The organism is Spongiibacter sp. (assembly GCF_041602295.1).
Lineage (GTDB): Bacteria > Pseudomonadota > Gammaproteobacteria > Pseudomonadales > Spongiibacteraceae > Spongiibacter.
The window spans coordinates 44,231-63,055 of sequence record NZ_JBFIGO010000010.1; the positions used below are offsets into that span (position 1 = coordinate 44,231).

Sequence of the window (18,825 nt, forward strand, 5' to 3'; positions counted from 1 at the left end):
GGTTCAGGCGCCTATCGCGGCCAGTTTTCCTCCCGCCAATAAGCCCCTGGCGACTTCTTCAATACTGCGCTGCTGCTGGTGGGCATTCTTGCGCAACAGTTCTTCCGCTTGCTCGGGGCGCAGCGCAAATTTATCGACAATATAGGAAACCGCTTGCTGGGTGTGATTGCGCTTTTCTAGCGTAAAGCGCGCTGCCGCCATTTCAGTTTTGAGCTGATCGAGACTGTGCAGCTGGTAAATGACGATATCCAGCAGTGCTTGTAGCAGGCTGTCTCGCAAGTTGTTAATGGCATAGAGGCTTAGCTGCAGCTCGCTGGCCAGACGGGCAATACTTTCCGAGCTGCGTCCGGCCAGCTCGATGACGGTCTGAGGGCTGTTGGCGTGGCTGTGAGCGAAGTGTTCCAAGGTGTCGCGGTGAGGAGAATCAATGCAGGTGAGAATGATGTCGGCCGGCCATTGCTGCAGCTCGCTATAAAGGTCACAGTGCTCGCCGGCGAGGCTGCGGCAGTGGATGCCGGCACTCGACAGGGCGGAGCTTAAACGCTCCACGGCGGTTGCCTCGAGGTCGATCAGTAATAGTTTCATTGATTGCTCAGACGTTGTTCGGGGTTGGCTTGTTGCAATGTATCCAATGCATTGGCCGCTAACTTTAACTGCTTTAGGTATTGCAAGGTACCGCCGACCGGGATAATCGTGCCGTCGATGAAGCGATTGGGTCCCAGTTGCGTGGAGTTAGTCAGCAACATTTTTTCGTGCAGATTGCCCTCGCTCTTGCGGTCGATTTTGGGGCAGTCGATGCCCAATGCCTCTGCGGCCTGGCGATAAAGGTCGGGCTTGAATACCGCGCTGGCGATGTCGTCCAGGTTTAGCGGCTCGCTCAGCAACTGCCAGCGGTAGAGTTGGGCGATGTACCAATCGCTGTGGCTGAGCCAGGGGAAGTTGGCCGAGTAGCGGTGGAAGACATGGAAGTCGGGCTGGTACTGCGGCCGTTCAGCGTAGTGTTTTTGGGAATAGCCACGCAGGGACAGGGCGACGGTGTCTTCCGGCAGGGCGATATAGGCGGCTTGGCTGATAATCCTGGCGCACTGTTGGCGGTGGGCGGCTTGGTCTAGCCATATGCACGCGCGCAACAGGGCGCGCAGCAGTGCCTGATGACTGTTGGGGTGGCGAGCCGCCCAGTCCTCGGTAATGGCAAAGACCTTTTCCGGACTGTTGTTCCACAGCTGGTATTTGCTGGCGACCACATCGCCAAGGCGCTGCTGCACCGCCAGTGTGTTCCAGGGCTCGCCGACGCAAAAACCGTCGATGTTGCCATCGCTCATTGCCGATACCATTTTGGGAGGGGGCACGACGACGATTTCAACGTCGCGATCCGGATCAATGCCGCCGCAGGCCAACCAGTAGCGCAGCTCGAAACTCTGTGGTGAGCAGGGGTAGACCGTGCCGAAGCGCAGTCTGGGCTGGGTGGGTTTGCGCTGTTTGATCAGCGAGCGCAGAGCCGATGCGGCGGCGGCCGGGCAGTTGGCGCTGTGGGGGTCGATCGCCGCGAGTTGCTGGTAGAGCTCGCGGCTCAGCGTGATGGCATTGCCATTTAAGTCGAGCACCATGGCGCTAATGAAATTAAAGCGCGGGCCGCCGATGCCAAGGCGACTGGTCAGCGGCATAGACGCCAGCATTTGTGCGCCGTCGAGTATACCCAGACCGACCTTGTCGCGGATGGCTGCCCACGAGGTTTCCCTGCACAGTTCGACCTCTAAGCCCTCTGCTGCAAAAAAACCTTTTTCGTAGGCGATGATTAGCGGCGCGCAGTCGCTCAGTGGCATAAAGCCAAGGCGCAGGGCGGTTTTTTCCGGTGCGCTAGCCGGTGGGCGGCGGTGCTTGGCCATATCAGGCTCCTACGGCCTTTTTTAACGAGGTTTCGCTGTGGCTTGCGGTTGATTTGGCCGCGGTGATCGGTGTGGACTTGGCCTGCTTCTTGTGGAGGAAGGTCAGTACCGCTGCCCGGTAGCGGTTGTAGTCGGCATCGCCGGCCAGCGCCAGTCGGTCGCGCGGTCGCGGCAGATCGACCTTAAGTACCTCGCCGACACTGGCGGCGGGCCCATTGCTCATCATCACAATGCGGTCGGACAGTAATACCGCCTCGTCAACATCGTGGGTGATGAGAATAACGGTGTTGTTAAGGGTTGCCTGGATCTCCATCAGCGCATCCTGTAAATGCGCCCGGGTCAGGGCGTCGAGGGCGCCGAAGGGCTCGTCCATGAGCAGTACCTTGGGCTCCATGGCCAGCGCCCGGGCAATGCCCACGCGCTGTTTCATGCCGCCGGAGATTTCCGCCGGGTATTTGTGCATGGCGTGCGACATATGCACCAGTTCGAGCTGGCGCTCCACCCAGTCGTGGATTTCGGCGCGGGATTTGCTGCCCTTAAACACCTGTTTAACGGCGAGTTCCACATTTTCATAGACGGTCAGCCAGGGGAAGAGGCTGTGGTTTTGAAAGACCACCGCGCGATCCGGGCCTGGCTCATTAACCTCTTTAGACTCCAGTACCACGGCGCCTTCAGTGGCCTGGTAGAGACCGGCGACAATATTTAAAACGGTCGATTTGCCGCAGCCTGAATGGCCGATCAGGGAAATAAATTCGCCGCGTTCAATCTTTAAGTCCACTTTATCCAGCGCGCGAAACGGGCCGTTCTTGGTGGGGAAGTCGATGCTGATCTGCGATATATCCAAATAGTGGGGCATAGTCTGATCCTCAGGCAGCGTCGTCGTGGGCGACGATTCGGTGAAGGGTTTGCATCAATGAGTCGAGGGCAAAGCCAATAAGGCCGATGGTGATAACGGCAAACATGATGCGCGCCAGCGACTCAGAACTGCCGTTTTGAAATTCATCCCAGACAAATTTACCCAGGCCAGGGTTTTGCGCCAGCATCTCTGCGGCGATCAATACCATCCAGCCTATGCCCAGGGAGATACGCAGGCCGGTGAAGATCATCGGCAGTGAGGCGGGCAGGGCAATTTTGCGCACTTGCGTTAACCAGTTGAGCTGAATAACACGGCCGACATTGATGAGGTCGCGATCGATATTGGCCACACCCATGGCGGTGTTAATCAACGTTGGCCACATGCAGCAGAGTGTGACGGTGATGGCTGAGTTGACGAAGGACTTGGCCATGAGTGGGTCGTCACTGATATATACGGCGCTGACCACCATGGTCACCAGCGGCAACCAGGCCAGTGGCGACACCGGCTTGAGCACCTGGATGATCGGCGAGATAGCGGTGTTCAGCAGCGGACTCAGGCCGCAGGCGATACCTATTGGAATGGCGATTAGCGAGGCGAGTAAGAAGCCGCTGAACACGGTGATTAGGCTGGTCGCAATCTGATCCAGATAGGTCGGTTTGCCGGTGTAGGGGCGGATTTTTACCTCGGCGTCGGGGTTCTTGGCCAGCTTCTTTTCATTGCGCAGCCGCTGGCGTTCGTAAAAGGCCTCGGCTTTTTCACGCTCTGCACGGTGTTCCTGCCAGAGGCTCTGGCCGGCGCTGACGACCGCAGCGGGCCCAGGGAAGCTGCCCAGGCTGGTGTCGATACGCGCGGCGGCGGCAGACCACAGCGCCAGAAATACCGCGATTGCCAACAGCGGCAGGCCGATTTGGCGGGCGATTTGCCGTGCTTGCTCGCGGGGCTCATCCCCGCTGGCGAGTTTTAACAGTGGAATCAACCACTGAAAGCCAGCGAGGTTGAGATAGTAGAAGGTATTTTGCTTAAACATAACCACTCCGTTAGCCCGCCGCAGGCGGCGGGCGTTGGGCTTACTTCAGGCTGTCGCCTGCCTTGAGGCCAATGTTGAATTTAGACAGGTAGTCATTGGGCTTGCGGCCGTCGTAGCTGATGCCGTCAATGAACTCGGTTTGCGGCGCCTTAAAGCCGGTTTCACTGGCAAAGTCGGGGAAGTCGCTCGCGGCCATTTTGCCTTCGGCAATTAACTCTTTAGCAGCCAGGGCATAGATATCGGGCCGGTATACCTTTTTGGCGATGTCCATATACCAGCTGTCTGGCTTGTGCTCGGCAATCTGCCCCCAGCGGCGCATCTGGGTGAGATACCAAATGGCGTCAGAGTAGTAGGGGTAGGTGGCGTTGTGACGGAAGAAGACGTTAAAGTCGGGCACTTCGCGCTTGTCGCCTTTTTCGTACTCAAAGGTGCCGGTCATGGAGTTGGCAATGACATCGTAGTCGGCGCCGACATAGTTTGGCTGAGACAGAATCTTGACGGCTTCTGGGCGGTTGGCGTTGTTGTTGGCGTCCAGCCATTTAGCCGCGCGGATCATCGCTTTCACGACAGCGATATGGGTTTGCGGATACTTATCTGCCCAGGCTTTGCTGACGCCGAACACTTTCTCGGGATTATCTTTCCAGATTTCGTAGTCGGTGATGACCGGCACGCCAATGCCTTTAAATACGGCCTGCTGGTTCCACGGCTCGCCCACGCAATAGCCGTAAATGGTGCCGGCTTCCATGGTGGCCGGCATTTGCGGTGGGGGGGTGACGGAAAGCAGTGCGTCGGCGTCAATTTGGCCGCTGGTATCACCTTTGGCGGGGGCGTAGTAGCCGGGGTGAATACCGCCCGCTGCCAACCAGTAGCGCAGCTCGTAGTTGTGGGTGGAGACCGGGAATACCATGCCCATTTTGAAGGGCTTGCCCTCGGCTTTGTATTTGTCGACCACCGGTTTGAGGTAGTCGGCCTTGATCGGGTGAACGGGTTTGCCGTCGCTGCGCTTGGGAATATGGGGTTTCATCTCCTCCCAGATGTCATTGGAGACGGTGATGCCATTGCCGTTGAGGTCCATGCTGAAGGCGGTAATGATATGGGCCTGGGTACCAAAGCCGATGGTGGCGCCGAGCGGCTGGCCGGCGAGCATGTGAGCCCCGTCCAGCTCACCGGTAATGACTCGGTCTAGCAAGACTTTCCAGTTGGCCTGGGCTTCCAGGGTGACGTAGAGACCCTCGTCCTCGAAGTACTGCTTTTCATAGGCGATGGCCAATGGCGCCATGTCGGTCAGTTTAATGAAGCCAAATTTGAGTTCTTCTTTTTCCGGTTCAACGGCCACGCTCAGGCTGCTGATGCTCAGTGCCAGTGTGCTAACTGCGGTTTTGATGGCGGTGCGATACCAAGACATTACTGCTCTCCATAAGTTGGTATTGACAGCCCTGAGGGGGATCAGGCCACAGACTCTCAAGTTCTAGTGCGAAGCTTGCGCCGACGGTATCGGCGGCTGAACGTTCTATGATGGAGATAGCAATGGCTGTGCCAATTGTAAAATAATCAATTGAAACAGTGAGTTGTCGTTTATTTTCGCAAAAACAACAGGGCCTTGGGGAAAGGTGGTGCAGGGCTGTAGCGCCAATGGCTGGCACCGTGCACCGCTAGTGCGCGCAGCCGGAGGCTGTTGAAGGGGGCTGGACAGCTCAGCGGATGTCGAAGGCGTCCAGGCTTAAATGTTGGCCGTCGCACTCTAGCTGCCAGCCTTGCTGGTGCCAGTCGCCTAGCACGATGCGCTCGGCGTTTTGGCCATTGACGGTGATGGCGTGTCGGGCCGGGCGGTGAGTGTGACCGTGGATCAGTCGCTGGCAGCGGTGCTCGGTCATCACCTTGAGGACTTCCTCGGGGGTGACGTCCATGATGTCTTCGGCCTTGTTGCTATTGGCTTCACTGCTGGCCATACGCATTTGCTTGGCCAGTGCGCGGCGCTCGGCCAGGCTTTTGCTGAGTATTTGTTGCTGCCACTGCGCAGAGCGGGCCATTTGCCTAAAGGCCAAATATTCTTGGTCACCGGTACACAGGCTGTCGCCGTGCATCAGCAGGGTGTTTTCGCCGGCTAGCTGAATGACGGTGGGGTCGCTAAGCAGGGTGGCGGAAACGTCTTGGCAAAATTGCTCGCCGATCAAAAAATCGCGATTGCCATGCATCAGGTAAAGTTGGCAGCCACTGGGACGCAGAGCAGACAGGGCGGTTTTGACCTGTTCAATCAGCTCGCTGCTGTCGTCGTCGCCGATCCAGCTTTCAAAGAAGTCGCCGAGAATGTACAGGGCGTCAGCGGCTTTGGCCTGGTGTTCTATAAAATGGAAAAACGCCCGGCTGATCGCCGGGCGCTGCTCATCGAGATGTAGATCAGAGATGAACAGGCTGCGCATGCTTAGTCCTGCCATACCGCTTTTTCAATGAGGACATCTTCGGCGGGGACGTCTTGGTGGCCGGCGGCGCTGGTGGTGGCGACCGCTTTGATTTTTTCAACAACGTCCATGCCTTCGCTGACTTTGCCGAATACCGCGTAGCCCCAGCCTTGCATGTTCTTGCCGCTGTGGTTGAGGAAGTCGTTGTCTTTAACGTTGATGAAGAACTGGGCGCTGGCCGAGTGGGGGTCCATGGTGCGCGCCATGGCGAGGGTGCCAACGGTGTTCTTAAGGCCGTTGTCAGCCTCATTCTCGATGGGCTCGCGAGTGGCTTTTTGCTTCATGCCGGGTTCAAAGCCGCCGCCTTGCACCATAAAGCCGTTGATAACGCGGTGGAAGATGGTGCCGTCGTAGAAGCCTTCTTCAACGTATTGCTTGAAGTTTGCCGCTGTTTTGGGGGCGTTTTCGAAATCCAGTTCGATTTTGATGTCGCCGAAATTTGTTTTAAAGATAACCATTTGCCTTGATCTCGCTTATAAGCCGAAATTAAAGCCGCTATAATACGGCTTTTGCCTTGGCGGCGAAACCGAGCCCGTAAGTGGGGCCGACCGTCCTTCTTGCCGACCCGCCCAGTGATTGGCGCCACAAACCGAGAGAATTACGATTCAATGAGTGAACAAGACGTCGCCGGAAATAACTTTCTTCGCAGTATTATCCGCAAGGACATCGAAGCCGGCCGCCTGCAGGGTGAGGTGGTCACCCGCTTTCCTCCCGAGCCCAATGGTTTTCTTCATATAGGCCACGCCAAGTCTATCTGCTTGAACTTTGGCTTAGCCGAGTATTTTGGCGGCCACTGCCATCTGCGTTTCGACGACACCAACCCGGCGAAGGAAGAGCAGGCCTATATCGATGCCATTCAGGAAGATATCCACTGGCTGGGTTACCAGTGGTCGGGGCCGGTGCGTTACGCGTCGGATTATTTCGATACCCTTTATGACTATGCGCTGGAGTTGATTCGCGCCGGCAAAGCCTATGTCTGTGAGCTGAGTGCCGACCAAGCGCGTGAATATCGCGGTACGCTGACGGAGCCGGGGCGCAATAGCCCATTTCGCGAGCGCAGCGTAGAAGAGAATCTCACCGAGTTTGCTGCTATGCGCGACGGCGCGTATGACGAGGGTACAAAGGTGCTGCGCGCCAAGATAGATATGGCTGCGCCGAATATGAATATGCGTGACCCGATTATCTACCGCATTCGCAAGCAGTCTCATCACCAAACCGGTGATAAATGGTGTATTTACCCCACCTACGATTTTACTCACGGCCAGTCCGATGCCATCGAGGGGATTACCCACTCTATCTGCACCTTGGAATTTGAAGACCATCGGCCACTGTATGAGTGGTTTATCGACAATTTGCCGGTGCCCGCTCAGCCCAAGCAGTACGAGTTTGCCCGCTTGAATATCAATTACACAGTGACCAGCAAGCGCAAGCTCAAAGCGCTGGTTGATGAGGGTGTGGTCGACGGCTGGGACGATCCGCGCATGCCGACGATCGCCGGTATGCGCCGTCGCGGCTTTACCCCGGCGGCGCTGCGTCAGTTCTGTGAAATGGTCGGTGTGGCGCGCAGCGAAGGCATTGTCGATATGGCCATGTTAGAGCATGCAATCCGCGATGATCTCGATAAGAATGCCCCGCGCGCGATGTGTGTGATGGACCCACTGAAGCTGGTGATTAGCAACTATCCCGAGGACAAGGTCGAGCAGTTGTCGGCGCCGGGCCACCCCAACCGCGACAACCTCGGCGAGCGCGTATTGCCCTTTAGTCGCGAGATCTATATCGAGCGCGATGATTTTCGCGAGGAGGCCAATAAGAAATTCAAGCGTCTGGTGCTGGGTAAAAAAGTGCGCTTGCGCAGCGCCTATGTGCTGTTGGCCGAAGAAGTGGTTAAGGATGAGCAGGGCAATATCGTCGAGGTTCACTGCAGCTATGACCCCGATACACTGGGCGAGGATCCGGCTGACGGCGTGAAGCCCAAGGGGGTGATTCACTGGGTGTCCGCCAAAGGTGGCAAACAGGCGACGGTGCGCAGTTATGACCGGCTGTTTAATCACCCGGCACCGGATCGCGGCGGCGAGGAGTTTATGGCCCATGTCAACCCGGAGTCGCTGACCGTTTTCGAGGGCTGCTGGATTGAACCGGGTTTGGCGGAGTGCGCGCCGGAAAGCCGCTTCCAGTTTGAGCGTACCGGCTATTTTGTCGCCGACCGCTATGAGCACAGTAGCGAGCAGCCGGTGTTTAATCGCACCATTGCGCTGCGTGACAGCTGGGGCAAGGCCGACCAGTAAAGCGCCGGTCGCCGCAGGCGTCTCAATTCATTATGCAGGCGGGGCGTGTAGCCCCTTCTGCCAGCAATAGCGAAGATCATGAGCATACAGATATACAACACCCTGAGCCGCAAAAAAGAAGCCCTGACACCGATTGATCCCGGCAAGGTCAAAATGTACGTCTGCGGTATGACGGTCTACGACTACTGCCACCTTGGTCACGCTCGCGTGTTGGTGGCCTTTGATGTTATTAGTCGCTACCTGCGCGCCAAGGGCTATGAGCTCAATTACGTGCGCAATATCACCGATATTGATGACAAGATTTTGCGGCGCGCCGAGGAAAACGGTGAGCAATACACCGCGCTGACTGAACGCTTTATCGCTGCGATGCATGAAGATGCCGAGCGTTTAGGGATTGCGGAACCAAATGCCGAGCCCCGCGCGACGGCGCATATCAGCGATATTCTGGCGATGATCACCCAGTTGATTGAGCGCGATTACGCCTATGCGGCGGCCAACGGTGATGTCTACTACCGGGTGAGCCGCTTTGCCGACTACGGTAAATTGTCGGGGAAGAATCCCGAAGAATTATTGTCGGGGGCGCGCATAGCGGTTGATGAAGCCAAGGAAGATCCGCGTGACTTTGCCCTGTGGAAGGCCGCTAAAGCGGGCGAGGTCAGCTGGCCATCACCCTGGGGCGAGGGGCGCCCGGGCTGGCATATCGAGTGCTCGGCGATGTCGACCTGCTGTCTGGGCGACAATTTCGATATTCACGGCGGCGGCCCCGACTTGGTGTTTCCGCACCATGAGAACGAAATTGCGCAATCCGAGGCCGCCACCGGTAAGCCCTATGCCAATACTTGGATGCATGCGGGTGCGGTGCGGGTCGACAATGAGAAAATGTCTAAGTCGCTGGGCAATTTCTTTACCATTCGCGAAATTCTCGACAAATACCACCCGGAAGTAGTGCGCTACTTCTTGATTTCCAGTCACTACCGCAGCGCCATTAATTACTCCGAGGAGAATTTGCAGATTGCCCGGCAGAACCTCGAGCGTTTTTATCACGCCTTAAAGGGTTTGCCACTGGCGGCCTTGACGCCCTATGGCGATTTGCCGGCGGACAATGCCTATGTGCAGCGTTTTGACGCCGCGATGAGTGATGACTTCGCGGCGCCCGAGGCGCTGGCCGTGCTGTTTGATCTGGTGCGAGAAATGAATACTAGCCGCGCCGCGGGGGATATGGAAAAGCTGACTGAGCAGGCCGGCTTACTGCGTTCACTGGCGGCGGTGCTGGGCGTGCTGGGCTGTGAGGCAGAGGCATTTTTGCAGGCCGGTTCGGCGGGCGAGCTGAGTGCGGAGGCGATCGAGGCCTTAATCGCGGAGCGGGTTCAGGCGAAAAAAGACCGCAATTTTGCCCGTGCAGATGAAATCCGCGAGTCGCTGTTGGAGCAGGGCGTGGTGCTCGAGGACAGCCGGCAAGGGACGACTTGGCGGCGCAGCTGAGCGTCGCTTCAGCGCTTGCGCTTAGCGAGGTAGGCGCTGAAGACGCTCATGGCGATAAAGCCGCCGACAACCCCTAGGCTGTTGGCCAGCATATCGCCCCCCGAGGGCATGCGGCCGGGCATTAATGACTGGCCGTACTCCATCAGCGCACTGTAGGCGATAATCAGCAGTGCAAAAACCAGCCGCCCGCGGCTGCTGTTGGACACCGGGTAGGCGAATACCATAAAGACAAAATAGGCGGCAAAGTGTTGCAGCTTGTCCCAGACATTTAGCGATGGCATATCTTGAGCGGGGGTGAGCGACAGGACGGTGATCACCGCCGTGTACAGGCTCAGCAGCAGGATTTGCTGCCAGCGGTTCAGCTTCATTGGGCGCGTTTTTCCTGGTAATCGTCTTTCAGTAAGGCTTGCAGGCGCCGTTCGGCATCTTTGGTGATAGCCTCGACCTCGGCATTGCTGTCGTAGTTTTCTAGTGGAAAGCGTTCGCAGTGAAAGGTGGCGCCAGTGAAGGGCTGCGGAATTTTAAATTTGTCCCAGGTCGACTCGATCCGCCAGCCCTTGTATTCCAGTCTCATAAGGTAAAGGGGCAGTCCCGTCTTGCGCGCCAGGGCGACGGCGCCGGGCTTCATTTCGTGGCGAGGGCCGCGTGAGCCATCGACGGTGAACACGGTTATCGACGAGTGTTTGGCGCGGCGCAGCAGCTGAAAAAAGGCGTCCCGGCCGCCGCGGCTGGGTGAGCCAAAGGCGACGCTGATGCCGTAGGCCTCCAGAGCTTTGCCGATGGCATAACCAAAGTGGTTCTGCGAGGCGATCGTGCTGGCGTTGCTGTGGGCAAAATATTTGCACAGTGGCAGCAACTCGTCGTGAAACACAGCGATAACGCAGGGCGTTTCTATTTGCGGTTTGTTGCGAAACCTCACTGTGCGGGTCAGGGTAAACAGGCCGTGCATAAAGCCGATGAGAACGGCTCGCGCGGCCTTTTGGCTGGGGCCAATGACCTTGGGTTTGCGTTGTCGTTTTGCCACGGAGTCGCCTCAGGCCAGTGCTTTTTCGCCTGAATCGACGCTCTGAAAAATCAGTGTATTGATGGTCATCGGGCCGACGCCACCGGGAACCGGCGTGACGGCGCTGGCGCGCTCCATGAGTGGAGCCAGCTCGATGTCACCCACGCCGCCGGGGTGGTAGCCGGCATCGACGACGACCGCGCCATCTTTAACCCAGTCGGCTTTAATGAACTCAGGCTTGCCCACCGCGCCCACAAGAATGTCGGCCTGGGCGATCAGTGCGGGCAGGTTTTGCGTGCGCGAGTGGCAGATAGTGACGGTGGCATTGGCTTCGAGCAGCATCATTGCCATGGGTTTGCCGAGAATTGCGCTGCGCCCGACCACGACGGCGTGTTTGCCTTCGATATCGATGTTGTAGTGCTCCAGTAGGCGCATAATGCCCTTAGGGGTGGCGCAGCCATAGGCGGCCTCACCCATGGCCATACGGCCAAAGCCTAGACAGGTGACGCCGTCGACATCCTTGCTCAGGGCAATGGCGTCAAAGCAGGCGCGTTCGTCGATTTGCTCGGGGACGGGGTGCTGGAGCAAAATGCCGTGGACGTCGGGGTCGTTGTTGAGCTCGTCAATTTTTGCAAGCAGCTGTTCGGTGGTGGTAGAGGCGGGAAGCTCGACGGCCATTGAGTCCATGCCAACGCGCCGGCAGGCGTTGCCTTTCATCTTTACATAGGTCGCCGAGGCGGGGTCGTCACCGACCAGGATCGTTGCCAGAATGGGCGTTTTGCCGCCGGATTTGTCCTTTAACACTGCCACGCGCTTTGAGAGCTGCTCTTCCCAGCTTGCCGCCAGTGCCTTGCCGTCCAGAATCTGTGCCGCCATCCCGGTTTTTCTCCGAAAAAAGGTGATTGAAATTAAGCTGTTATTGTCGCACGCTGCAAATGTGCAGGCCAATAAAGTCTGTAAGTTTTTTTGCTAAAATTGTTGACGCCTCTAAGGCGCCTGCGTATCATGCGCAGCTCCTGTAAGGGGGCATGAGTTACACATGTTTCGGGGTATAGCGCAGTCTGGTAGCGCGCCTGCTTTGGGAGCAGGATGTCGGGAGTTCGAATCTCTCTACCCCGACCATTTTGGTCAACTCCTGACGCTTGTTGCGCCCGTAGCTCAGCTGGATAGAGCAACGGCCTTCTAAGCCGTCGGTCACAGGTTCGAATCCTGTCGGGCGTGCCATTTACGGGAAAAGTCATACTTTGTGGTGGCCGTAGCTCAGTTGGTAGAGTCCAGGATTGTGATTCCTGTTGTCGCGGGTTCGAGCCCCGTCGGCCACCCCATTTTCCCAGCTATTTTTTCTGTTTTCCCGCCGTTGAATTTTTCGTAAATTGCTATTTTGTGGCGAATTTTTGTCGTCTGGATGTTCGCTAAGGAAGGCCCGCTCAGCGCAGGCAGTCGAGGTAGGCGGCAATACAGTTATCGAGGCCGAGTTCGATGGCGTCGACGGTAAAGGCGTGGCCGATAGAGACTTCTAGCAGGGCGGTGACACTGTTTTTGAACAGCGCCAGGTTGTGCAGGTTGAGGTCGTGGCCGGCGTTGAGCCCTAGGTTGCAATCGGCAGCAACCTTGCTGGCCTCGACAAAGCGCGCCAGGGTGTCCTGTTGCTGTGCGCCACCGAAGTGTTCCGCGTAGGGCCCGGTGTACAGTTCTATGCGATCTGCGCCAATCGCTTTGGCAAGGACGATCTGGTTGGGGTCTGGGTCCATGAACAGGCTGACTCGGACGCCGAGTTGTTTTAGTTCTTCAATGATGGGGAGCAGGGTATCGCCGTCGCGCTGCAGGTCAAAGCCGTGGTCAGAGGTGAGTTGGCTGTTGTTGTCTGGCACTAAGGTACACTGCGCAGGGCGGGTGCGGCGGATGATTTCCATAAAGCCGGGGTAGTCGCTAACCCCGTGCCGGTCGCTCTTCATTGCTGGCGCGAGCGGGTTGCCCTCGATATTGAACTCGACATCTAGCACCTCCGCGAGGGCGTAGCAGTCGTCGGCGCGAATGTGGCGTTGGTCCGGTCGCGGGTGGACGGTAATGCCGTGGGCGCCGGCGTTAATGCAGCGCTGGGCGTGCTCGGTAACGCTTGGGTAAGCGGTGTCGCGGGAGTTGCGGATAAGCGCAATTTTGTTCAGGTTGATGCTCAGTGCGGTCATCGTGCGCTCCGGCTAAGGTCGGCTGGTGCTCAGGCTAATGCGTTCCAGTACGATCGGTTCAATGGGGACGTCGTCAAAGTCGCCTAAGCGGTGGGTGCGTTTATTGCTGATGTCGCGAACTACGTGCTGGCCGTCGATGACCCTGGCAAACACTGCGTAGCCGTCGCGGCCCATGCGGGCGTCCAGCGAGAGGTTCATGCGCAAGTTGATGAAAAATTGTGAGCGCGCGCTATTGGGGTCGCTGGTTCTGGCCATGGCAACCGTCCAGCGCTCATTGCTTAAACGACTGCTTTTGGATTCGTTGACGATGGCTTCGCCATTGGCTTTTTCCTGCATGTCGACGGTAAATCCGCCGCCTTGCACCACAAAGCGGCGAATAACCCGATGAAAGATGGTTCCGTCGTAGAAGCCGCTCTCGGCATAGTTGAGAAAATTGGCGACGGTGATGGGCGCGTGCTCGGGCAGTAGCTCAATGCGGATGTCGCCCTCGCTGGTGTGCAGGGTGGCGATGGGGTTGTCGTTGGCATGGCTGGGAATGGCCAGTGCGAGCAGGCTGAGCAGGGCGGCAAAAAACGCTAAGCGAGGCATAGCTATACCCATTCTGAGCGGCGCTTGGGCGTCATTCGCGGGACGATTAGCGCAATCATGACGCCGATTAACACGGCGAAGGCGCCATTAAGATAGAACTCATTTTCCTGGTTTTCACGCAGTCGTGCGTTGTCGGTTTTCAGTACATCGAGTTCACTACTCAGCATTTGGTTACTTTCCAGCAGTCGCCGGTTGTCGCTGTCGAGTTTGATTGCGTTGGCCGAGATGCGTTTGATCGCATCCAGTTCTTCGCTGAGTGCGCTGTTCTCTCTTTCCAGTTGTTCGACGATTGAGGCGGTTTTTTCACTGCTTTGGGTGGTGTTGTTCAGTTGCTCGCGCAGAGCTTTGTTGGACTCACTGAGTTTTTGGAGTTTGGCCTCGGTTTCTCTCAGGCGCGTGCGGGCGACAGGCGCGTCAATCAGGTAGTGGCTGGGTAGCCAGCCCTCGGTGCCGCTGCTGGTTTTTACCTTGGAGTAGCCGCTGTCTTCGTTGGTTTCGAGCAATTCCAGTTTTGTGCCGCTGGGCAGGCCGCGGTGAACAATACGGTACTTGCTGCCATCGCCGACTCGCAGTGGGACGTAGACTTTGTCGCTGATATAGCGTGTTTCGGCAAAGGCGGTGCCGGACAGGGTCAGCAGTGCGGTCAGCAGGCCGAGGAGCATCGGGTTTTTCACTGGCATATCCACTTTAAAAATTAGCTGTAAGACATTAATCAATAAGACTAATGGACTTGCTTTAATAGTTCAATTTGCGTGCCTTAGGGCAGGACTTTCTTGAACGGCTTAACGGTTACTCGGGCGTAGACGCCGGCGCTGATATAGGGGTCGGCATCTGCCCAGTGCTGGGCGTCGGCCAGGCTGTCGAATTCCGCGACGACCAGGCTGCCGGAGAAGCCTTCACTGCCTGGGTCTTCGCTGTCGATGCGCGGGTGCGGCCCTGCGAGTAGGAGTCGACCATCGGCTTTTAGTTCCTCAAGTCGTGCTAAATGTGCCGGGCGTGCGGCGAGGCGCTTGTCGAGGCTGTTGGCAACGTCTTCACTGATGATGGCGTAAATCATGGTCAGTCCTGGTGGAGTCGGAAAATGTGTTCAAGATCGAGCTCGGTCAGCGCTCGGACTCGGCGCATCAAATAGAACAGTGCAGCCATCATCACCAGTGTGCAGGGCAGGGCGATAACAGGGAAGCTCAGTCCGGTCATTTTGCCCAGTTCGGCACTGTATTCCGGGGTGCCGGGAGGGCTGACCAGAAGGATTTTTGCGAGCAGGTAGTTAAGCGCTGAGGACAAGAAGAACGAGAAGGCCAGCATATAAGTGGCTCGACGCAGGGCGGTATTGAAGGCGTCGTGGGCGCGGTGCGCCGTGAGCGCCTGTTCAACCCGGGCGGTGTCGACAATCTCGTCGTTGAATAACAGCGTTTTGATCAGTGGGTAGGGGGTGTATAGTGACAGTAGGGTTGCCAAGCCGATTAAGCCGGGAATGCTGGCCTCTTTAATGGCGATATACTGCGCGTCTAATTCCAGTAGGCTGATGCCGCCAGTCAGCAATATGCTGACAAATCCCAAAATTGAGAAGACGTTGGTGCGGCGAATCTTAAAAAAGTCCCAGGCGCCAAAGCACAGGGGGAAGGCCAGTGCGATAACAATGCTCCAGCTTGGGCCGAGGGCTTCGTCGTTGCTGAGCTTGGTGAGAATCAGCGTGGGTATCACGATGTTGAATAGCAGGTTGGTCACGGCGTTGTGCCGTGGCTTGCCCTTGGCTTGCTGGGGCATGGAGTGTCCTGTAATGCTTGGAATGAGGTTGGCGCCTGGCGCGCGGCTCACTATAACCATTTTCCCGAATTATCACTAGCGCCGACCGGCCGGCAGCGGCTGTTACTATTTTATTTGCGGGAGCGCAGGCTTTGATTGTTGATTTGCACACCCATACGACGGCTTCTGATGGCGGATTGTCGCCTCAGGAGTTGTTGCTGCGAGCTGCCGAGCGAGGTGTCGGCCTGCTCGCGATTACCGATCACGATACCTTGGATGCCTACCAGCAAGTGGATGTAGAGGCTTGCGCGGGCGTGCAATTGGTTTGTGGTGCTGAGTTTTCCTGCAATTGGCAGGGCGTCAACATCCACGTATTGGGCTTGGGTTTGGATGCGGCGGAGCCGGGTTTAACGCTGGCTGTTGCTGAACAAAAACGCGCTAGGCAGCAGCGCGGCGAAGAAATCGCCAAGCGTTTGGCCAAGCGTGGCGTGGCCGTCAGTTTGGAGGCTTTATACGAGCGGGTGTCAGATCGCCCACTGGGGCGCCCCGATTTCGCTCGCTATATGCTGGAAAACGGTCAGGTGCGTTCGATGAGTGAGGCCTTTGATCGCTACTTGGGGGCGGGCAAGATTGGCGATGTTAAGGCGATGTGGCCGTCCCTAGAGCAGGTGTTGGGCTGGATTCATGGCGCCGGGGGCGCTGCGGTAATCGCTCATCCGCTGCACTATAAAATGACCAATGCCAAACTGCGGCGCTTGTTGGCGGAGTTTTGTGAGCGCGGCGGAGACGCTCTGGAAGTGTGTAATGGTCGCCCGGCGGAAGCGGAGTTGCGCTACCTGCGCGAGTTGTGTAAATACTTCGAGCTTGAAGCCTCGGTGGGGAGTGATTTCCATCATCTCAGTCAGTGGTGCGACCTCGGTTGCGAGGCGGAGGTGGTGGGTTTGTGTACTCCGGTCTGGCAGCGTTGGCTGCGAGCTGGATAGTTTGTCTGCGCTGATGCAGTCAGTATTCTTAAGGAAGGTCATGAGTCAATTTTTCCAAATTCACCCTGAAAACCCCCAGTCGCGGCTGATCAAGCAGGCCGCAGACATTGTGCGCAATGGCGGGGTGATCGTCTACCCGACGGATTCGGCCTACGCGCTGGGCTGTCACCTGGGAGACAAGGCAGCATTAGAGCGGGTGCGGGCGATTCGCCGTTTAGATGATAAGCACAATTTTACCTTGTTGTGCCGTGACCTTTCTGAGCTGGGGAATTATGCACGAGTGGATAATAGCGCCTTTCGCTTGTTGAAAAATCTGATACCCGGGCCCTATACCTTTATCTTGCGTGCTACCCCCGAGGTGCCAAAACGACTACACCACCCCAAACGCAAGAGTGTCGGGCTGCGCGTGCCCGACAACCAGATTTGCCTGGATCTACTCGCCGAGCTGGGTGAGCCCTTAATGAGCGTTAGTCTTATTCTGCCGGGTGATGAGTTGCCGATGACCGACCCCTACGATATCCGCGATACGCTCGGGAATCAGGTCGACCTGGTGATCGATGGCGGTTATTGCGGTATGGAGGCGACTTCGGTTATTGATTTGGTTGACGATGTGCCCGTCGTGGTGCGCCGCGGTCTGGGTGATGTCAGTCAATTTGAACAAGCGCTGTGACCGCCGGCCAGTTCCCCGTATAATCGCCGGCTTGGGGGCAAATAGCGGGAGTTTCCGTGCAGCAGGATCAGGGTCGCGATGCAGAGCAGGTCATGGTAGTTGAAGAACTGCCGGATGCGCCACGCCCGGCCCCTGAGGCGAAAGCGATGGAAATTGTCAGCCTGACAGCGCTGCGCCAGCAGCATTTACAGGGTGAAATGCCCTTTGCGGTTGTTCAGGGAAAGCCGCTGACCGAGCTGCCTAAAGATTTGTATATTCCGCCGGAGGCTCTAGAAGTTTTTCTAGAGGCCTTTGAGGGGCCTCTGGATCTGCTGCTTTATCTTATTAAGCGCCAAAACCTCGATATCCTCGAGATTAACGTCGCACAGATTACTGAGCAGTACATGCAGTACGTGAATATGATGAACGCCATGCAGTTTGAGCTGGCTTCGGAGTATTTGCTTATGGCCGCGATGTTGGCCGAAATCAAGTCGCGCATGTTGCTGCCGCGTTCAAATGAAGCCGTGGATGAGGACGAAGATCCCCGAGCACAGCTTATCCGTCGCCTGCAGGAATACGAGCGCTTTAAGCAAGCTGCCGAAAATATTGACCAGCTGCCCCGCGTCGGTCGTGACAGCTATCTGGTGAGTGTGGCGCCGCCACCGCTCAACAAGGTCAAGCAGGAGCCCGATGTCGACCTCAAGGAATTGATGCTGGTGCTCAGCGAGGTCTTGCAACGAGCCGACCTCTACATTAGTCATCAAGTCGAGCGTGAAAAACTGTCGACTCGTGAACGGATGTCTGAGGTGTTGGCGCGCTTGAATGGGGATAATTTTGTGCCCTTCGTATCGCTGTTTAAGCCTGAAGAGGGACGCCTGGGGGTTGTCGTCACATTTTTGGCGATAATGGAATTGATCAAAGAATCCCTTGTTGAGATTGTTCAGTCGGCGCCCTTTGCACCGATCCACGTAAAAGCCAAAAATACCTAATGATAGACGCGCAGCAGTTACAGAAAATTCTTGAAGGGGCGCTGATGGCGGCCTCCAAACCGTTGACGATCGCGCAACTTGGCGAATTGTTCGACGATGAGCAGCGCCCCGCTGCGAACGTCATTCGAGATGCTCTCGCGCAGATTGATCGCAGCTGTGAAGAGCGGGGATATGAGCTAAAAGTCGTGGCCAGTGGCTACCGTTTTCAGGTGCGCGAGGAATTGGCGCCCTGGGTGGGGCGTCTGTGGGATGAAAAGCCACAGCGCTACTCTCGGGCACTGCTGGAAACGCTGGCACTTATCGCTTACCGCCAGCCGATTACCCGTGGCGATATTGAAGAAATTCGCGGTGTGGCGGTGAGTTCACAGATTGTTAAAACCCTGCTTGAACGCGAGTGGGTGCGTGTAGTGGGGCATAAAGATGTGCCGGGGCGACCGGCGATGTATGCCACCACTCGCCAATTTCTCGACTACTTTAATCTCAGTAATCTGGATGAACTGCCCAGCTTGGCGGAAATTGCCGATCTGGATTCGTTGAATAGTGAATTGCAGTTCGATAAAGATCAGCCCACGGGGTCTGATACTGATAATGCCGAAGCCGAAGCCGAAGCCGAAGCCGAAGCCGAAGCCGAAGCCGAAGCCGAAGCCGAAGCCGAAGCCGAAGCCGAAGCCGAAGCCGAAGCCGAA

Annotated in this window: 21 protein-coding genes and 3 tRNA genes; 9 read left to right on the forward strand and 15 right to left on the reverse strand. The window is 57.0% G+C overall.

Translation table 11 applies throughout. The features are described 5' to 3' along the window. Positions 1-3: 3 nt before the first annotated feature. The 7 genes from ABYM29_RS03665 to ABYM29_RS03695 all read right to left on the reverse strand — a co-directional run bounded on the left by ABYM29_RS03665 (position 4) and on the right by ABYM29_RS03695 (position 6,686). On the reverse strand, positions 4-585 hold the full coding sequence (locus ABYM29_RS03665; protein WP_372862246.1) for an ANTAR domain-containing response regulator: 582 nt from the start codon (positions 583-585) through the stop codon (positions 4-6). Beyond that, a complete protein-coding gene (locus ABYM29_RS03670; RefSeq protein ID WP_372862249.1) occupies positions 582-1,886 on the reverse strand; it encodes a CmpA/NrtA family ABC transporter substrate-binding protein in 1,305 nt (434 codons plus the stop codon). The genes ABYM29_RS03665 and ABYM29_RS03670 overlap by 4 nt, the downstream gene beginning before the upstream one ends. 1 nt (position 1,887) lies before the next feature. Continuing rightward, the gene (locus ABYM29_RS03675) at positions 1,888-2,742 is read right to left on the reverse strand and encodes an ABC transporter ATP-binding protein (RefSeq protein WP_372862252.1); all 855 of its coding nucleotides are present in this window, start codon (positions 2,740-2,742) and stop codon (positions 1,888-1,890) included. 10 nt (positions 2,743-2,752) lie between these two features. Then, positions 2,753-3,769 carry an ABC transporter permease gene (locus tag ABYM29_RS03680; RefSeq protein ID WP_372862254.1) on the reverse strand — a complete coding sequence of 339 codons (1,017 nt, stop codon included), beginning with the start codon at positions 3,767-3,769 and terminating at the stop codon, positions 2,753-2,755. Positions 3,770-3,809: 40 nt separating this feature from the next. Continuing rightward, complete coding sequence (locus ABYM29_RS03685; protein WP_372862256.1) at positions 3,810-5,174, reverse strand: CmpA/NrtA family ABC transporter substrate-binding protein; 1,365 nt, start codon at positions 5,172-5,174, stop codon at positions 3,810-3,812. A 289-nt stretch (positions 5,175-5,463) separates the two neighbouring features. Further along, the gene (locus tag ABYM29_RS03690; protein WP_372862259.1) at positions 5,464-6,189 is read right to left on the reverse strand and encodes a UDP-2,3-diacylglucosamine diphosphatase; all 726 of its coding nucleotides are present in this window, start codon (positions 6,187-6,189) and stop codon (positions 5,464-5,466) included. A gap of 2 nt (positions 6,190-6,191) precedes the next feature. Continuing rightward, entirely contained in the window at positions 6,192-6,686 is a 495-nt protein-coding gene (locus tag ABYM29_RS03695) for a peptidylprolyl isomerase (RefSeq protein ID WP_372862261.1), read from the reverse strand. 150 nt (positions 6,687-6,836) lie between these two features. Here ABYM29_RS03695 and ABYM29_RS03700 point away from each other — a divergent pair, with 150 nt between their 5' ends. Together ABYM29_RS03700 and cysS are read left to right on the forward strand one after the other, a co-directional pair. Next, a complete protein-coding gene (locus tag ABYM29_RS03700; protein WP_372862263.1) occupies positions 6,837-8,513 on the forward strand; it encodes a glutamine--tRNA ligase/YqeY domain fusion protein in 1,677 nt (558 codons plus the stop codon). Between the two features lie 78 nt (positions 8,514-8,591). Continuing rightward, positions 8,592-9,995 (forward strand): cysteine--tRNA ligase, encoded by a 1,404-nt coding sequence (cysS, locus tag ABYM29_RS03705; protein ID WP_372862266.1) that lies wholly within the window; start codon positions 8,592-8,594, stop codon positions 9,993-9,995. Between the two features lie 8 nt (positions 9,996-10,003). Here the strand turns inward: cysS and ABYM29_RS03710 are convergent, their stop codons facing one another. From ABYM29_RS03710 to folD, 3 genes are read right to left on the reverse strand one after another with little or no spacing between them, the layout of a single operon-like run. Then, a complete protein-coding gene (locus tag ABYM29_RS03710) occupies positions 10,004-10,363 on the reverse strand; it encodes a VanZ family protein (protein ID WP_372862268.1) in 360 nt (119 codons plus the stop codon). Continuing rightward, positions 10,360-11,019: a lysophospholipid acyltransferase family protein gene (locus tag ABYM29_RS03715; protein ID WP_372862271.1), complete on the reverse strand. Its 660-nt coding sequence runs from the start codon at positions 11,017-11,019 to the stop codon at positions 10,360-10,362. The genes ABYM29_RS03710 and ABYM29_RS03715 overlap by 4 nt, the downstream gene beginning before the upstream one ends. A 9-nt stretch (positions 11,020-11,028) precedes the next feature. After that, entirely contained in the window at positions 11,029-11,874 is an 846-nt protein-coding gene (folD, locus tag ABYM29_RS03720; RefSeq protein ID WP_372862274.1) for a bifunctional methylenetetrahydrofolate dehydrogenase/methenyltetrahydrofolate cyclohydrolase FolD, read from the reverse strand. A 169-nt stretch (positions 11,875-12,043) separates the two neighbouring features. Here folD and ABYM29_RS03725 point away from each other — a divergent pair. The 3 genes from ABYM29_RS03725 (at position 12,044) to ABYM29_RS03735 (ending at position 12,323) form a co-directional block, all read left to right on the forward strand. Further along, positions 12,044-12,120 (forward strand) — tRNA-Pro (locus ABYM29_RS03725). Positions 12,121-12,145: 25 nt separating this feature from the next. After that, positions 12,146-12,222: transfer RNA gene (locus tag ABYM29_RS03730), tRNA-Arg, on the forward strand. Between the two features lie 25 nt (positions 12,223-12,247). After that, a tRNA-His gene (locus ABYM29_RS03735) sits at positions 12,248-12,323 on the forward strand. A gap of 102 nt (positions 12,324-12,425) precedes the next feature. On the opposite strand, the gene ABYM29_RS03740 is transcribed toward ABYM29_RS03735, so the two are convergent. The 5 genes from ABYM29_RS03740 to ABYM29_RS03760 form a co-directional block, all read right to left on the reverse strand. After that, positions 12,426-13,184: a pyridoxine 5'-phosphate synthase gene (locus ABYM29_RS03740; RefSeq protein ID WP_372862277.1), complete on the reverse strand. Its 759-nt coding sequence runs from the start codon at positions 13,182-13,184 to the stop codon at positions 12,426-12,428. A 12-nt stretch (positions 13,185-13,196) separates the two neighbouring features. Then, positions 13,197-13,772, reverse strand: coding sequence for a peptidylprolyl isomerase (locus ABYM29_RS03745; protein WP_372862280.1), 576 nt, complete (start codon positions 13,770-13,772; stop codon positions 13,197-13,199). Positions 13,773-13,774: 2 nt separating this feature from the next. Further along, the gene (locus ABYM29_RS03750; protein WP_372862282.1) at positions 13,775-14,446 is read right to left on the reverse strand and encodes a TIGR04211 family SH3 domain-containing protein; all 672 of its coding nucleotides are present in this window, start codon (positions 14,444-14,446) and stop codon (positions 13,775-13,777) included. 83 nt (positions 14,447-14,529) lie between these two features. Continuing rightward, positions 14,530-14,829: a YciI family protein gene (locus tag ABYM29_RS03755; RefSeq protein WP_372862284.1), complete on the reverse strand. Its 300-nt coding sequence runs from the start codon at positions 14,827-14,829 to the stop codon at positions 14,530-14,532. A gap of 2 nt (positions 14,830-14,831) precedes the next feature. Next, positions 14,832-15,539 (reverse strand): VC0807 family protein, encoded by a 708-nt coding sequence (locus ABYM29_RS03760; protein ID WP_372862287.1) that lies wholly within the window; start codon positions 15,537-15,539, stop codon positions 14,832-14,834. A 131-nt stretch (positions 15,540-15,670) separates the two neighbouring features. Here ABYM29_RS03760 and ABYM29_RS03765 point away from each other — a divergent pair, with 131 nt between their 5' ends. From ABYM29_RS03765 to scpB, 4 genes are all read left to right on the forward strand, one after another. Continuing rightward, a complete protein-coding gene (locus ABYM29_RS03765; RefSeq protein ID WP_372862290.1) occupies positions 15,671-16,501 on the forward strand; it encodes a PHP domain-containing protein in 831 nt (276 codons plus the stop codon). Between the two features lie 40 nt (positions 16,502-16,541). Continuing rightward, complete coding sequence (locus ABYM29_RS03770) at positions 16,542-17,171, forward strand: L-threonylcarbamoyladenylate synthase (protein ID WP_372862292.1); 630 nt, start codon at positions 16,542-16,544, stop codon at positions 17,169-17,171. 41 nt (positions 17,172-17,212) lie between these two features. Beyond that, on the forward strand, positions 17,213-18,139 hold the full coding sequence (locus ABYM29_RS03775; RefSeq protein WP_372862299.1) for a ScpA family protein: 927 nt from the start codon (positions 17,213-17,215) through the stop codon (positions 18,137-18,139). Further along, the coding region (gene scpB / locus ABYM29_RS03780) for an SMC-Scp complex subunit ScpB (RefSeq protein WP_372862294.1) at positions 18,139-18,825 on the forward strand (687 nt) is incomplete at its 3' end. The genes ABYM29_RS03775 and scpB, both read left to right, overlap by 1 nt.

Coding starts and splice junctions, on each gene's coding strand:
- ABYM29_RS03665 (WP_372862246.1), bottom strand. CDS start 585: ATGAAACTATTACTGATCGACCTCGAGGCAACCGCCGTGGAGCGTTTA.
- ABYM29_RS03670 (WP_372862249.1), bottom strand. CDS start 1,886: ATGGCCAAGCACCGCCGCCCACCGGCTAGCGCACCGGAAAAAACCGCC.
- ABYM29_RS03675 (WP_372862252.1), bottom strand. CDS start 2,742: ATGCCCCACTATTTGGATATATCGCAGATCAGCATCGACTTCCCCACC.
- ABYM29_RS03680 (WP_372862254.1), bottom strand. CDS start 3,769: ATGTTTAAGCAAAATACCTTCTACTATCTCAACCTCGCTGGCTTTCAG.
- ABYM29_RS03685 (WP_372862256.1), bottom strand. CDS start 5,174: ATGTCTTGGTATCGCACCGCCATCAAAACCGCAGTTAGCACACTGGCA.
- ABYM29_RS03690 (WP_372862259.1), bottom strand. CDS start 6,189: ATGCGCAGCCTGTTCATCTCTGATCTACATCTCGATGAGCAGCGCCCG.
- ABYM29_RS03695 (WP_372862261.1), bottom strand. CDS start 6,686: ATGGTTATCTTTAAAACAAATTTCGGCGACATCAAAATCGAACTGGAT.
- ABYM29_RS03700 (WP_372862263.1), top strand. CDS start 6,837: ATGAGTGAACAAGACGTCGCCGGAAATAACTTTCTTCGCAGTATTATC.
- cysS (WP_372862266.1), top strand. CDS start 8,592: ATGAGCATACAGATATACAACACCCTGAGCCGCAAAAAAGAAGCCCTG.
- ABYM29_RS03710 (WP_372862268.1), bottom strand. CDS start 10,363: ATGAAGCTGAACCGCTGGCAGCAAATCCTGCTGCTGAGCCTGTACACG.
- folD (WP_372862274.1), bottom strand. CDS start 11,874: ATGGCGGCACAGATTCTGGACGGCAAGGCACTGGCGGCAAGCTGGGAA.
- ABYM29_RS03740 (WP_372862277.1), bottom strand. CDS start 13,184: ATGACCGCACTGAGCATCAACCTGAACAAAATTGCGCTTATCCGCAAC.
- ABYM29_RS03745 (WP_372862280.1), bottom strand. CDS start 13,772: ATGCCTCGCTTAGCGTTTTTTGCCGCCCTGCTCAGCCTGCTCGCACTG.
- ABYM29_RS03755 (WP_372862284.1), bottom strand. CDS start 14,829: ATGATTTACGCCATCATCAGTGAAGACGTTGCCAACAGCCTCGACAAG.
- ABYM29_RS03760 (WP_372862287.1), bottom strand. CDS start 15,539: ATGCCCCAGCAAGCCAAGGGCAAGCCACGGCACAACGCCGTGACCAAC.
- ABYM29_RS03770 (WP_372862292.1), top strand. CDS start 16,542: ATGAGTCAATTTTTCCAAATTCACCCTGAAAACCCCCAGTCGCGGCTG.